Here is a 13,921-nt window from a genome sequence, read left to right on the forward strand (position 1 = left end):
TTATATATCCACCAAATTAAAAATAATTCGGTATCAATAAACTTGGCACACTATTGAGTTCTCAAACAACAAACACTCTCGACACCACAACCACCGCAATCGGCGGCTGCTTCGCTCCGGAGCAACTTTACAACTCTAGCATGTTTCGTGAACCGGTCAAAACCAGTCGAAACGCCTTGTGAAAAGCTCTTTGCCGCCGGATGAATTCTACGTGTATTCCACGTTGTTTCCGTTCCGGCAACAGAGAAAAACTATACGGGGCTTCTACGTATCGCGCAAATCGGCGAACTATCCAATAAATCGTCCCTAAACACCGGCTGACTAGTGGTTTAGTGATAAGGGTACAACAAAACCGCCAGAAAAGTGTCGTGGTTCACAGACATTTCTGGCGGTTTCGTGTTTGTCGCTGATTGAAGCTGGCTACTTACCTAGGCCGAAAGCTCCACGACTGCCATGTTCTTCTTGCCGCGGCGCACGATGGCGTAGCGGCCATGCAGGAAGTTCTCTGCGGTTAGCACCGTATCGATACCGGCGACCTTCTCGTTATTCACGTAGGCGCCACCTTCGTTCACGGTACGACGAGCCGCAGACTGGCTTTCGCTCAAACCCGAAGCGTGCAGCACGTTCAGAATACCGAGCTCATCGGCTGTAACCTTCGCCGACGGCAACTCGGCGAGCACCGATTCCAGAGTTAGCAGATCGATCTCGCTCAGATCACCATTGCCGAAGACCGCCGCCGAAGCCGCGATGACCTTGTTAGTGGCCTCTTCACCGTGAACCAGCGAGGTGACAAGCCATGCGAGCTCGCGCTGGGCCTGGCGTTTGAACGGACGCTCGGCGACCTCGATCGCGAGGGCCTCGATCTGCTGTCGGGTCAGGAAGGTGAAGACCTTCAAACGGTTGATCACATCCGCGTCGGCGGTATTCAGCCAGAACTGGTAGAGGGTGTACGGGCTGCACATCTCCGCGTCCAGCCAGATCGCGTTTCCTTCGGACTTGCCGAACTTGGTGCCATCGGAATTGGTAATCAGCGGGGTGCCGTAGGCGTGAGCCGACTTGCCCTCAACCTTGCGGATCAGGTCGGTTCCGCTGGTGAGGTTTCCCCACTGATCCGAGCCACCGGTCTGCAGGGTGCAACCGTACTGACGGTTCAGCTCAAGGAAGTCGTAGCCCTGCAGCACCTGGTAGGAGAACTCGGTGTAGCTGATGCCCTCCTCGGAGTTCAGCCGGGCGGAAACGATTTCCTTCTTGATCATCGTGCCAACACGGAAGTACTTGCCCACGTCGCGCAGGAAGTCCAAGGCGGAGAGCTGTTGGGTCCAGTCCAGGTTGTTGACCAAGCGGACCGCGTTCTCCCCCTCGGCAGAAAGGAAGCGGGACACCTGCCCCTGCAAGCGGGTAACCCACTCGGTGACGGTTTCTCTGGTGTTCAAGGTGCGCTCGGCGGTCTGCCGCGGGTCGCCGATCAGGCCGGTGGACCCGCCGACCAGGGCCAGCGGCTTGTGCCCGGCCAACTGCAGGCGGCGCATATTCAGCAACTGCACGAGGTTGCCCAAGTGAAGGGAAGGTGCGGTCGGATCGAACCCGCAATAGTAAGTGATGCTCTCTTCGGACAGCACGCGTTCTAGCTCGGCCTCATCGGTGGACACGTGCACCAGCCCGCGCCACTTTAGTTCCTGCCAGATATTCTCGAAGGAGGGATCATTACTCTGTCCCGCAATGACGGGATTTTGCTTTAAGTCAGACACAGTCTCCACATTAGCAAAATCCCGTCGGCCAGTCCTAGTTTGTTCCCGTTCTCACACCCGGGGATTCCGGGTTGTCTTGGGATGAACTACTACTGCTCGGTGAGCCCCGCGGGCAGCGGCGCGGTGTGAATCACGTGCAAGCGCTGGGTGGTGCGGGTCATCGCGACGTACAGATCGCCCACTCCCCCGTCGACGTCCGCGATCAGCTGCGCAGGTTCCACGATGATCACCCCGTCGAATTCCAATCCCTTGGATTCGCGTGCGGTAATCACCACGATGTCCTGGACCATTCCGCCGGATCCGGTGCCAACACGCTCGCCGTAGACCTTGGTGACCGCAGCGCGCGCGGCGGCCAGCAATTCCTGCGGGACGATGATCGCCTGCAGGCCGCCGGCCGCGTAGTCCAGCTCTTCGGGAAGCTGCGTGATGAGTTGCTCGATCAGCCGGCCCTGCGGCGCATAGGTGAGCACCGGCGGCCAGTCTCCTTCGCGCACCGCGCGCGGCGTGGTGATGCGCAGCCCCGCGGCTTGGGCCACGCGAACTGCCGCATCGGCGATCTGCGCCGGGGTGCGGTAGTTGACCGTAAGCTCTTCGAGGTTGTAGCGCTTGCCCAGGAAGGGTTCCAGTGCCTGCGCCCAGCTATTGGCGCCCGAGGCGGCGGAGGTCTGCGCGATATCCCCGACGATGGTGAAGGACTTCATCGGGCAGCGGCGAACCAGCAGGCGCCACTGCATCGGCGAAAGTTCCTGCGCCTCATCGACCACGATATGCCCGTAGGCCCAGGTGCGATCGGCCACCGCACGTTCCGCAGCACTCTGCGAGGCGGCGGTTTCCTGGTTGACCGCGGCGACCTGCTCCGCGGTGACCACCCCGTCGATCCCCGCGTTGGCGAGCATCGTGTCCATGTTATTCAGCGCCATTTTCGCGTTTTCCACATCCCGCTCGTACTGCGAGTTATCGGGAGCGTCCTGCGGGTTGACGAACTCGCCGAGCAATTCGGCGGCCTCGTCGAGCAGCGGCACATCGGCCTCTGTGAAGGCCGAGCCCGCCGGGCGGAACAGCGCGTCGCGGTCGGACTGCGACAAGCGCGGGGCGGCCGCCTCCAGCAGGTGCGGCTTGGCGTAGAGCTCTTCGAGCAGGCCCTGCGGGCTCAGCGGCATCCAGCACAGGTTGATTGCCACGCGCACATCCCAGGATTCGCGGACTTCCTGGGGCAGGTAGGAGCGGTCCGCGGCGCTGGGCTGCCCCGCAGATTCCTCCAGTTTGCGCAGCAGCTGCTCGGCCAGGTCCCCGACGATCACCTTGGTGAAGGTTTCGCGGGCCTCGTTATAGGGCTTGTGGCTGTGCCGGGCGCGTTCGCGGGCGTTGCGCACCATGCCCCGGGTCAGCGTCAGCCGGGTGCCTTCGACCACCACCGTGCGGTCCTCGGCGAGCAGCCGCTGGCGGTTGCGCACCGCGGCGGCGATCACCTTGGCCATCGACAGCCGGCCCTTGACCTTCGCCACGGTCCGGTTGGTTTCCGGGCCGGCCGCCACTCCGTGGTACAGCTCGCCCACCGAGGACATGACCACACCGGTTTCACCCAGCGACGGGAGCACTCGTTCGATATAGCGCATGAAGGAGTTGGACGGGCCGACGATCAGCACGCCGGCATTCTTCAGCCGTTCCCGGTATTCGTAGAGCAGGAAGGCCGCGCGGTGCAGCGCAACGGCGGTTTTGCCGGTGCCCGGTCCGCCCTGCACGACCACGGCGCCGGGTAGTTCCGCACGGATGATCGCATCCTGCTCTGCCTGGATGGTGCCGACGATATCGCCCATCCGGCCGGTGCGCTTTTCGCGCAGCGCGGCCATCAAGGCACCTTCACCGTGGTGGGTGTGGCCCTCGTCGAGCCAGGTTTCATCGAGCACGTCGTCTTCGATCCCCGCCACCGTACGGCCCTTGAGCATCAGGTGGCGGCGGCGCCGCACGCCGCGCGGGTTCAACGCGGTGGCCTGGTAGAACGGGGCGGCTTCGGAGGCGCGCCAGTCGATCATCAGCCGATTGAGCTCCTCGTCGGACAGCCCGATGCGGCCGATATAGCGCGGTTCGATGCCCTCGCCGTGGTCGGCCATGTCCAGCCGGCCGAAGACCAAGCGATCCTGCACCGCGTCCAACTGGGCGATGCGGTCCTCGTAGAGGCTGGCGAATGAATCGCGTTCGGATTGGTTCTGGAAGGTACCCACCGCACCGGTGGCGCGAGTGCGCGCAAGCTGCTCCACCTTTTCCGCGCGCAACTCATCGAGCCTGTCATACAGGCGTGCGACGTACTGGCTTTCAGCGAGCAGATCCCGCTCGATCGTACCGGTCAATCTTGGTTCCCCTCGCGCTAACTTACAGGACAGACAATCTTACGCGCGTAGCGACCCTACGGGTTAATCCCGCGAAGCCACCACGTCATCTTCGCGCCGCACCACGCCGTGGCGCGTCGGTTAAACCGTTTGCAGCGACAGCACCCGGTGCCCGTCCAGGTTCTTGCGTCCGCCCAAGGCTTCAAGTTCCAAGATCACCCCGACGCCGGCGACGATGCCTCCGGCGCGTTCGATCAGCCGCACCGAGGAGCCCACCGTCCCGCCGGTGGCGAGCACATCGTCGAGCACCAGCACCCGGGTGCCGGGGGCGATCTCATCCTTGTGCAACTCCAGCGCGGCGCTGCCGTATTCCAGGGTGTAGTCATCGCGGTAGACCTCGCGCGGCAGCTTTCCGGCCTTGCGGATGGTCAGCATCCCGGTCCCCGAGGCGTAGGCCGCGGCCGCGGCGAGCACGAAGCCGCGCGCTTCCAGCCCGGCGACGATGTCGAAGGTCCCGGCGAAGGGCGCGATCAACTCGTCGACCAGGCGGCGCAAGCCCACAGGATCGGCAAACACCGGGGTGAGGTCCTTAAAGGAGATACCGGGCTGCGGGTAGTCGGGGACCACCGCGCACAGTCGATCCAGCAGTTCGCAAATGCTCTCGTTATTAGTCACGCGTAATATTTTAGTGCGTGCGTGACCCCGCTGGGTACCTGGACGATTGTGCCATCGGCGGAACGGAGGCACCCGGGCTCGCTGCTGCTGCGCCGCCCGGTCGCCCATTGCCTAGCGCGGCAGCGGTCCGGGCGCGGAATCGCGCGGAATCAGCGCTGCATCAGGGTATCGCTCGGCCAAGGCAGCAGTGTGGGGAATTCGGCCGAATCGGCGGCCTTGGTGGCGCGTACCACCCCGCTGACCGGGCGGCCGGCGAACCAGGCGGCCAGATCGTAGTCGGTTCCCTCCAATACCCAGGACCGCTGGCCGTTGCCGAGCACCTGGCGCTGCCGTCCATGGGGTTGCACCACGACGCGGTCACCTGCCCGCACCCGGGCGGCCAGCGCGCGCAGCAGGTGATCGGAAAACTCTTGCGGCCAGCTGGCGGCCGGGCGCACGAATTCGTCCAGATCGGTGGCGTGTATCAGCATTTCGCGCCACACCGCATAGACCATGTCCGCGACCTGCGCCGCGGGCCGATAGCCCACCGGCTGCTCCCATTTGGCTTCGCAACCGGCCAGCACCACGCGCAGCTGCGCGAGGGATTCGGCCACCAGTTCGCGCAGCTTTTCCGGTCGCAGCAACGCGACCATATTGATCGCTTCGATCCGCCCGACCTGTCCCCCGTCGTACATCGGCGGCAAGTGCGCGGCCCCGGCGTTCTCGAATTGCCGCCGGGCAGCCTGCGCCAGCGAATGCAGGTGCGCGACTAGTTGCGCGGTGCTCCAACCGGGCAGCGAGCTGGGCTTGGCGTAGGCCTCGTCGGGCAACTTCGCCAGCTGCGTGGCCAGTTCGTCTAAGGCGGTGGTGACCTGCTCAAGGAGTTGTTCCGGCGGAAGTTCAGATGTCATGGCACACACTCTAGCGCGCGGGCGTATGCGCGCAGAAGTAGCCAGCTCGTTAATTGCCTACGGCGGCGCAATAGCTTCGCGGCATTTCGAAGCTATTGCGCCGCCATCGGTTGCGGAACGAAGGTTTGTGCTTAGCCCTTGACCCAGGCGCGGATCTCGTCGAGCTGGCGCTCGAATTCGGCTAGCTGCGCCGCGACGGCGCTCGGCGCGGTGCCGCCCTGCCCGTTGCGCGCGTTCAGCGAGCCCTCGGTGGAGAGCACCTCGCGCACCGCCGGGGTCAAGTGCTCGGAGATGCCCGCATATTCTTCGTCGGTCAGGTCCCACAGCTCCACGCCGCGCGACTCGGCCAGCTGCACGGCGCTGCCGGAGAGCTCGTGCGCATCGCGGAACGGCACGCCCTGGCGGACCAGCCATTCAGCGATGTCGGTGGCCAGCGCGAAGCCCTGTGGCGCAAGCTGCGCCATGCGCTCGGTGTTGAAGGTCAGTGTGCCCATCATGCCGGCCATCGCTGGCAGCAGCATCTCCAGGGTGTCCGCGGCGTCGAACACCGGCTCCTTGTCTTCCTGCAGGTCGCGGTTGTAGGCCAACGGCAGCGCCTTCAGCGTTGCCAGCAACCCGGTCAGGTCCCCGATCAGGCGACCGGCCTTGCCACGGGCCAGCTCGGCGATGTCCGGGTTCTTCTTCTGCGGCATGATCGAGGAGCCGGTGGAGAAGGCATCGTGCAGCTTCACGAAGCTGAACTCCTTGGTGGCCCAGAGGATCACTTCTTCGGACACGCGGGAGAGGTCCACGCCGATCATCGCGGTGATCCAGGAGAATTCGGCGAATACGTCACGTGCGGCGGTGCCGTCGATCGAGTTGAACACCGCGGAGTCGAAGCCCAGCTCGCTGGCGACGAAGTTCGGATCCAGTCCCAAGGTCTGCCCGGCCAGCGCGCCGGAACCGTAAGGGGAAACCGCAGCGCGCTTATCCCAATCGGCGAAGCGCTGCACGTCGCGCAGCAGCGGCCACGCATAGGCCAGCAGCAGGTGCGAAAGCAGGATCGGCTGCGCGTGCTGCAGGTGGGTGCGCCCGGGCATCGGCGCGTACGGGTGCGCCTTGGCCTGTTCGACCATCGCGTCGATGGTGTCGATGACACCGGAGGCGATGATGCGCGCGTGGTCGCGCAGGAACATGCGGCCCAAGGTGGCGATCTGGTCGTTGCGCGAGCGGCCCGCGCGGAGCTTGCCGCCCAGCTGCGTGCCGGCGCGTTCGAGCAGTCCGCGTTCCAGCGAACCGTGCACGTCCTCATCGGATTCTGCCGCCACGTAGGCTTCGGACTTCACATCCGCTTCGAGCTGGTCAAGGGCGGAGATCATCTCCGTCAGTTCGGTCTCGGTCAGCAGCCCGGCGCGGTTGAGCACCTTGGCATGGGCGCGGGAACCGGCGATGTCGTAGCTGGCCAAGCGCCAGTCGAAGTGGGTTGACTTACTCAGGGCAGCCATTGCTTCTGCCGGTCCACCGGCGAAGCGTCCGCCCCAGAGCGATCCTTCATTTGTTGACGAGGCCATGACTCGTTCCTTTCAGCCAGATCCCGCCGGGAGACGGGTAAAGTTTATTAATTCGCTGAAACCACTCTAGCAAAGCTTTATGCATTGGCGCTCATAAATATTCAGCGAGTTTGCGATTGTCCCGTGCGTATCTTGCGGAGCTCCGGTCCTCATCCGTTCGCAGCACCGGCCACCCGCCGTCACATATTTGCGCCCGGCGTGGGTATCGATCGGCTACCTGTGAACTATGTACCGGTTTTTTGAGAGGAGTCGGTGAGTTGCGCGTTTTACACTTCCGCAGGTGCGGAGGCGAGCGTATGGTGAGAGACACACAATCGAATACGGATACTTCGTTGGAGGAAACCCCATGGAAATCCAGTTATACCGCGGTGATATCACCACGTTGAACGTTGATGCCATCGTGAACGCAGCCAACCCCTCATTGTTGGGCGGCGGCGGCGTTGACGGAGCTATTCATGCGGCAGCCGGCCCCGGCCTGCTCGCCGCCTGCCGCGAAGTGCGCACGGCCCGGTACCCCGATGGGATCCCTTCCGGTATTGCCGTAGCAACGAAGGCGGGGAACCTTTCGGCGAAGTGGGTTATTCACACCGCGGCGCCGAACCTGGCACTGATCAAGCCAAACCCGAAAATACTGGCCGATTGCTTCAGCAATTCGCTCTATCTAGCCGCGCGCCATGAGGCGCACTCGATCGCATTCCCGGCTTTGGGCGCGGGTGCGTTCGGCTGGCCGCCAGCGCAGGTCGCACAGATTGGCTTCGAAACGATCAGCGCCTGGATCGAGACGAATAAGCATATTTCGCCGATCCATCGAGTCGTGATGGTGTCACATACCGACGAGGTTCAAGAAGCCTTCGAGCAGGCATTCAACATGTCCTCCGTGGACCAGCTCGCAGCCTAAACGCTCCGATACCCCGGTGTCAGACACCAAGAACTGCCCGTCATGGCATAGCGCCTGACGGGCAGTTCTTCTCTGGGCCGCGGTCAAGCAGCCGGGTGGGCACTATCGCCCGGGGCTTGCCGGTTGTGCCGCGTTTCCGGATGCTGGTTCATCACGGACGGATGATCGGCGACGGATGGAATTCCGGGGCCCTGCGCAGAGCCATGTCCGGTGGCATCGAAGGTTTGGAAGTACTGGTTGCGTCTCGGCCTTCGATCTGGATCGAGGTGTTCGGGCAAGAGCACGTGCGGCAGCCCGTCGATGCTCACGATCTTGAGGTACCCCAGGTGCACCGCGACATGATGGGCCGGGCATAAGGGGCAGCAATTGGACAGGCTGGTTTGGCCTCCGTGTTCCCAGTACCGGATGTGGTGGTAATCCAGCAGCGCCGGATCCATGGTGCAACCGGGCACGATGCAGCCGCCGTCGCGTGCCCGCGCCGCCCGTTTGATCGATTTGGGAAACAACCTCTGGGATCGTCCGACATCGAGCACCTGCCCCGCCGCATTGAAAACCATGGGGATGATCTCTGCGTCGCACAATAATTTGCGCAGCTCCTCCGGTTCCAGCTCGATCCCGTGGGCGGTGCGGGCGGTACCGCTGGCCAGCTCGCGCAGGTCGCGTAGCGCCAGGTACACGATCAGCTCCGGGGTCACGATTTTTCCCTCGCCGCCTTCACCGCCATGGGGTTGGTTTCGCAAGATGCCCAGCAGGGCATTCAGCCGGCGTCGCGGCACGCTGCACAGCGGATCCAGGTCCGCCTGCGCGGCCAGGTCAGCGGCGGAGGCCGGAAGAGGTTCGATTCCAGCCGGGACCGGCGGTGGGTTGCTGCGCCGCGTCCGGGAAGAAGGTGCTGGCATTGCGGAGTTTTCCTTGCCCTGCGGCGCTCCTTCAGCCTCGCTGCTAAGGTCGGGCGCCGCTTCCTCCGCGGCCGCGGGTTCCGGGATCTGCTCGGGGTCGGGATCGGCAGCCCACCGCGGAGGCGGGCTGCCGCTGCTCCACTGTTGATCCAGTTTTTCTCGACAGGCCGGCAGCCGCTCCTCGGGCTTTGCGGCGGTTGGCTGCATGTCCGGGGCATCTGCCGGCCGTTTGGGTACCGCCGCGGTCAAGCGGGCCGCCGCCCCGGCGGCCGTACGCTTGTTGTCGGCCTGGGCGATCAGCGATTCGAAGAGCTCGGCGTCGAGCCCCTCCACTCGGATGAGGTACTCGTGCACTCCCTGCTTGACCGGGCGGGGGAAAACCCCGAGTTCCGGGCGGGGCTGCACGGCATGCGTCAGCTTGTATCGGGCCATCAGGGCAGAGATTTTCTTCCGGCTGGTGGCTCGATCGTGTTCCTTCAGCAGCCGGTTGGCGTGCGCCTCGAGGGTTTGGCCGTCCTCTGCCGTGGCGCTGGCGGTGGTGGGCAGCCCATCGAAGGTGGTGTCCTCGGGCTCCAGCTTGTCCAGCGCCCTGGCCTGGGCGAGCACCGCGCGCGGATCAAGCTGCTTGTGCTCGGCGAAGGTGCGGGCCAGTTGCGTAAACCGCGGGGCGCAGCCGGTGCCAGCGATGCTGCGCCGGGCATGGATCAGGTGCGCGTCGGCGATGCGGCGGCTGGCCTCCTGATAGTCCAGCCCGAGCCACTTGCCCAAAAAATCCGCGGCATCCCGGTAGCAGGTGCGCCCCGGAGCCAGCCGCGCGGCGGCGCTGAAATCGGTGGAGCCGGCACGCAGCGCGTCGAATTCCTCCAGTGCCAGGGCATGGCTGGCGGTAATTTCCACGGCGCTGGCCGCACGCGGCAGCTCGCGGTAGACCTCGCGGTTCAACCGCTCGAGATGCTCGGCGAAGGCGGCCGCCATCCGCGGATCATCGACGGCGGCGGCTTGCTCGGCAAGGACCCCGAACAGCGTGCGGCACGCGTCTTGCGCGGCGATGAGCTGTTCGATACTCAGCGCCGGCGCGGTAACGAGCTGGCCGGCCAGCTCGCTTAGCGTCAGGGGCAGTTGTTCGGGGTCCATGCACCGATGATGCCCCGGGGCGGGCGCGGGTTAAACGGCACCGCCACCGGGTGTGGATAACATCCGGTGGCGGGTCGATCGTGCGTGGAGATCGTGCGCGGGCGAGCCGGTTAGCGTGGTTCGGCCAGCTGCAGGAAACGCCCGGCGACCTCCGCTGCTCCATCGGCGGCCCGGGTGATGATCATGATGGTGTCGTCCCCGGCGATGCAGCCGAGGATGGAGGGCATCTGCGAGTGGTCGATGGCCAACGCGAGCAGGTTCGCGGCGCCCGGCGGGGTGCGCAATACGACGATGTTGCCCGAGGCTTCGGCGGTGACCAGCTGCTCCTGGCAGATCTTGGCCAGCCGCGCGTCGAGCACCTCCTGGGTGATGGCGGTCTTCGGGGAACGGTCCCCGCCCTCCTGGCGCACCGCGTAGATCAGCTGGCCGAGGTGGTCGCGGATGCGCACCGCCCCGATCTCCACCAGATCCCGGGACAGCGTGGCCTGGGTGACCTCCAGCCCGTCGTCCTTCAGCAGCCCGAGCAGCTCGGCCTGGCTTTTGACCGAATTGTTCCCCAGGAATGCGCGGATCCGCGCCTGGCGTGCGGTCTTGGTGCTTGGCTGGGCTCCCATTTAAAGCTCGACCCGCTCGTCCGCGGCCAGCTCGGAGGCGACCATCAGCCAGGTCATGATGGCCTTCTGCGCGTGGACCCGGTTTTCGGCCTCGTCGAAGACCACCGACTGCGGGCCGTCGATCACCTCGGCGGAAATCTCGTAGCCGCGGTAGGCCGGCAGGCAGTGCAGCACGATGGCATCGGGCTTCGCCAGCTTCATGGCTTCGGTGGTCACCGAGTAGTCGGTGAACAGCTTCTGGCGCGTCGCCTTCTCGGCTTCCTGCCCCATGGAGACCCAGGTGTCGGTGACCACCACGTCCGCGTCGGCCAGCGCGGCGGCCGCGTCGGTGGTGATCATGATCGACGCGCCGGTCTGCTCGGCGCGGATTTCCGCGGCGGCGATGATCTCGGCGGACGGCAGGTAGCCTTCCGGGCCGGCGATGCGCACGTGCATGCCGGCGGTGACCCCGGCCAGCAGGTAGGAGTTGGCCATATTGTTCGCCGCGTCGCCCAGGTAGACCATGCTCAGACCCTGGGTCTTGCCCTTGTGCTCGCGCACGGTGAGCAGGTCGGCGAGCAGCTGGCAGGGGTGGTAGTCATCGGAGAGCGCGTTGATCACCGGCACCGCGGAGTTCGCCGCCATTTCCTCCAAGCCGGACTGCGCGTAGGTGCGCCAGACGATGGTGGAGACCATGCGCTGAAGCACCTTGGCCGAGTCCGCGATGGATTCCTTGTGGCCCAGCTGCGATTCGCCGGAGTTGATGATCAGCGGGGAGCCGCCGAGCTCGGCGATGCCCGCGTGGAAGGAGACGCGGGTACGGGTGGAAGTCTTGTCGAAAAACACCGCGACGGTTTGCGGGCCGGCGTAGGGCCGGTAGCCGTATTTGTCGGCCTTCATCTTAGCGGCGAGGTCCAGGACCTTGGACTGCTCGGCGGGGCTCAGGTCGAGGTCGGTCAAGAAGTGGCGGGTAGCGCTCATGAATCGGTTCCTTTTGCTTCCGGTGGTGCCGGGAAAATGTGTGGGCTAGGCGGCGGTGGCCGCGGTCAGCAGCGCCGGCAGGGCGGCGAGGAAGGTGCCCAGCTGCTCGCGGGTGATGATCAGCGGCGGGGCCAGGCGGATGGTGGACTCGTCCGTGGCGTTCACGATGAACCCCGCATCCAGCGCGGCGCCAACCAGCTTCGGCGCCGAACCATCCATCAGCTCGAAGGCGGTGAGCAGGCCGCGGCCGCGGACCTCCCCCACCCCGTCGATGCCGGCCAGTTCGGCGCGCAGCCAGTTCCCGGTTTCGCGCACATGGCCCAGCAGCTTCTGATTTTCGATGGTGTGGATGACCGCGAGCCCGGCGGCGCAGGCCACCGGGTTGCCGCCGAAGGTGGTGCCGTGGTCCCCCGGGGTCAGCCAGGCGGTGTTCTGCTGCCCGAAGACGATCATCGCCCCGATCGGGAAGCCGCCGCCCAGGCCCTTGGCCAGGGTCATCACATCGGGGATCACGCCGGTGGAGGCGAAGAACTCGCCGGTGCGCCCCATGCCGGTCTGCACCTCGTCGAAGACCAGCAGGGCCCCGGCCGCGGTGGTGATCTCGCGGGCCGCGCGCAGGTACTCGGCGCCCAGCTCGCGCACCCCGGCCTCGCCCTGGATGGGCTCGATGAATACCGCGGCCACGGTTTCGTCCACCGCGGCGCGCAGCGCGGCCTCGTCTCCGGCCGGAATCCAGCTGACGTTGCCCGGCAGCGGAGCAAAGGGAGCGCGGTACTTCTCCTTGTAGGTCAGCGACAGGGCGCCGAGGGTGCGGCCGTGGAAGGCGTGCTCCAGGGCGATCACCTTGGTGCGCGGGACCGCCGCGGTGCCGGTGTTCCGGCGGGTGAGCTTCAGCGCCGCCTCGTTCGCCTCGGTGCCGGAGTTCGCGAAGAACACCTTCGAGCCTTCCGGGGCGGCCGAAATTTCGAGCAGCTTCTCGGCCAGCGCGATCTGCGTCGGGGAGCTGAAGAAGTTCGACACGTGGCCCAAGGTCGCCAGCTGGCTGGTGATCACGGAAGTCAGCAGCGGGTTCGCGTGGCCCAGGGTGTTCACCGCGATGCCGCCGAGCAGATCCAGGTACTGGTTGCCGTCGGCGTCCCAGACATGGCAGCCGGCCCCGCGCACGAGCACCCGCGACGGGGCGCCGAACACGCCGAGCAGCGACTTGGCGTAGCGGGCGGAGAGATCCGCGCCGTGCAGCGCGGAGAGTTCGTTGGCCTCGTTCAGCGCGCCGGTGGCGCGCAGTTCCTGACTCACTTGGATTCCTTAATCTGGGGTACCACCTGGGTGCCGATCCCGGCGGTGGTGAAAATTTCGAGCAGCATCGAGTGCGCCTCGCGGCCGTCGACGATATGCGCCTGGGGCACTCCGGCGTCCACCGCCTTCAGGCAGGCACCCATCTTCGGGATCATGCCCGATTCCAGGGTGGGCAGCATGCTGCGCAGCTCCTCGTTGGTGATCGAGCTGATCAGCGAGGACTTGTCCGGCCAGGCGGCGTAGAGCCCCTCCACGTCGGTGAGGATCACCAGCTTGGCCGCGCCCAGCGCGGTGGCCAGCGCCGCGGCGGCGGTGTCGGCGTTGACGTTGAGGATCGCGCCGGTGGGATCGGCGTGCTCGTCGAACTCCGGGGCGACGGTGGAGATGACCGGGATCATTCCGGCTTTGACCAGCGAATCCACCTGGTCGGTGCGCACCCGGGTGACCTCGCCGACCAGCCCGAGGTCAACCTCGACGCCGTCCACGGTGGTGCCGGTGCGCACCGCCTGCAAGGTGGCCCCGTCCTCCCCGGACATGCCCACCGAGTAGGGTCCATGCGAGTTGATCAGGCCCACCAGATCGCGCTGCACCTGGCCGGTGAGCACCATGCGCACCACATCCATCGCCTCCGGGGTGGTCACCCGCAGCCCGCCGCGGAATTCGGATTTGATGCCCAAGGTGTCGAGCATCTTGTTGATCTGCGGTCCGCCGCCGTGCACCACCACCGGGTTGATCCCGGCGTGGCGCAGGAACACGATGTCCTCGGCGAAGGCGCGGCGCAAGGACTCGTTGACCATCGCGTTGCCGCCGTATTTGATGACCATCGTGGTCCCGGCGAAACGCTGGATCCAGGGCAGCGCCTCGATGAGCGCTTCGGCCTTGGTGCGAGCGGCGCCGAGGTTGGTATGTGCTGTGTGCGGCATGGTGGGT

Annotated in this window: 11 protein-coding genes; 1 reads left to right on the top strand and 10 read right to left on the bottom strand. The window is 65.4% G+C overall.

Annotation, left to right across the window (positions count from 1 at the left end; genetic code table 11):
- Positions 1-428: 428 nt before the first annotated feature.
- The 5 genes from tyrS to argH form a co-directional block, all read right to left on the bottom strand.
- Positions 429-1,748, bottom strand: coding sequence for a tyrosine--tRNA ligase (gene tyrS / locus CQ019_RS13875; protein WP_181148508.1), 1,320 nt, complete (start codon positions 1,746-1,748; stop codon positions 429-431).
- Between the two features lie 89 nt (positions 1,749-1,837).
- The gene (locus CQ019_RS13880) at positions 1,838-4,096 is read right to left on the bottom strand and encodes an AAA family ATPase (protein ID WP_105569951.1); all 2,259 of its coding nucleotides are present in this window, start codon (positions 4,094-4,096) and stop codon (positions 1,838-1,840) included.
- Positions 4,097-4,216: 120 nt separating this feature from the next.
- On the bottom strand, positions 4,217-4,750 hold the full coding sequence (locus tag CQ019_RS13885) for an adenine phosphoribosyltransferase (protein WP_374954797.1): 534 nt from the start codon (positions 4,748-4,750) through the stop codon (positions 4,217-4,219).
- Between the two features lie 149 nt (positions 4,751-4,899).
- Positions 4,900-5,640, bottom strand: coding sequence for a maleylpyruvate isomerase family mycothiol-dependent enzyme (locus tag CQ019_RS13890; protein WP_105569953.1), 741 nt, complete (start codon positions 5,638-5,640; stop codon positions 4,900-4,902).
- A 131-nt stretch (positions 5,641-5,771) separates the two neighbouring features.
- On the bottom strand, positions 5,772-7,190 hold the full coding sequence (argH, locus tag CQ019_RS13895; protein ID WP_105554644.1) for an argininosuccinate lyase: 1,419 nt from the start codon (positions 7,188-7,190) through the stop codon (positions 5,772-5,774).
- Positions 7,191-7,536: 346 nt separating this feature from the next.
- Between argH and CQ019_RS13900 the strand changes: the two genes are divergently transcribed.
- Entirely contained in the window at positions 7,537-8,088 is a 552-nt protein-coding gene (locus CQ019_RS13900) for a macro domain-containing protein (protein ID WP_105554645.1), read from the top strand.
- A gap of 83 nt (positions 8,089-8,171) precedes the next feature.
- On the opposite strand, the gene CQ019_RS13905 is transcribed toward CQ019_RS13900, so the two are convergent.
- From CQ019_RS13905 to argB, 5 genes are all read right to left on the bottom strand, one after another.
- The gene (locus CQ019_RS13905) at positions 8,172-10,121 is read right to left on the bottom strand and encodes an HNH endonuclease signature motif containing protein (RefSeq protein ID WP_105569954.1); all 1,950 of its coding nucleotides are present in this window, start codon (positions 10,119-10,121) and stop codon (positions 8,172-8,174) included.
- 110 nt (positions 10,122-10,231) lie between these two features.
- On the bottom strand, positions 10,232-10,735 hold the full coding sequence (locus CQ019_RS13910) for an arginine repressor (protein WP_105554647.1): 504 nt from the start codon (positions 10,733-10,735) through the stop codon (positions 10,232-10,234).
- The gene (gene argF, locus CQ019_RS13915) at positions 10,736-11,695 is read right to left on the bottom strand and encodes an ornithine carbamoyltransferase (RefSeq protein ID WP_105569955.1); all 960 of its coding nucleotides are present in this window, start codon (positions 11,693-11,695) and stop codon (positions 10,736-10,738) included.
- 45 nt (positions 11,696-11,740) lie between these two features.
- On the bottom strand, positions 11,741-12,991 hold the full coding sequence (locus CQ019_RS13920) for an acetylornithine transaminase (protein ID WP_374954798.1): 1,251 nt from the start codon (positions 12,989-12,991) through the stop codon (positions 11,741-11,743).
- Entirely contained in the window at positions 12,988-13,914 is a 927-nt protein-coding gene (gene argB, locus CQ019_RS13925) for an acetylglutamate kinase (RefSeq protein WP_105569956.1), read from the bottom strand. Before argB ends, CQ019_RS13920 begins: the two co-directional genes overlap by 4 nt.
- Positions 13,915-13,921: the final 7 nt, after the last annotated feature.

The sequence above is a fragment of the Arthrobacter sp. MYb229 genome (genome assembly GCF_002975405.1).
GTDB lineage: Bacteria > Actinomycetota > Actinomycetes > Actinomycetales > Micrococcaceae > Glutamicibacter.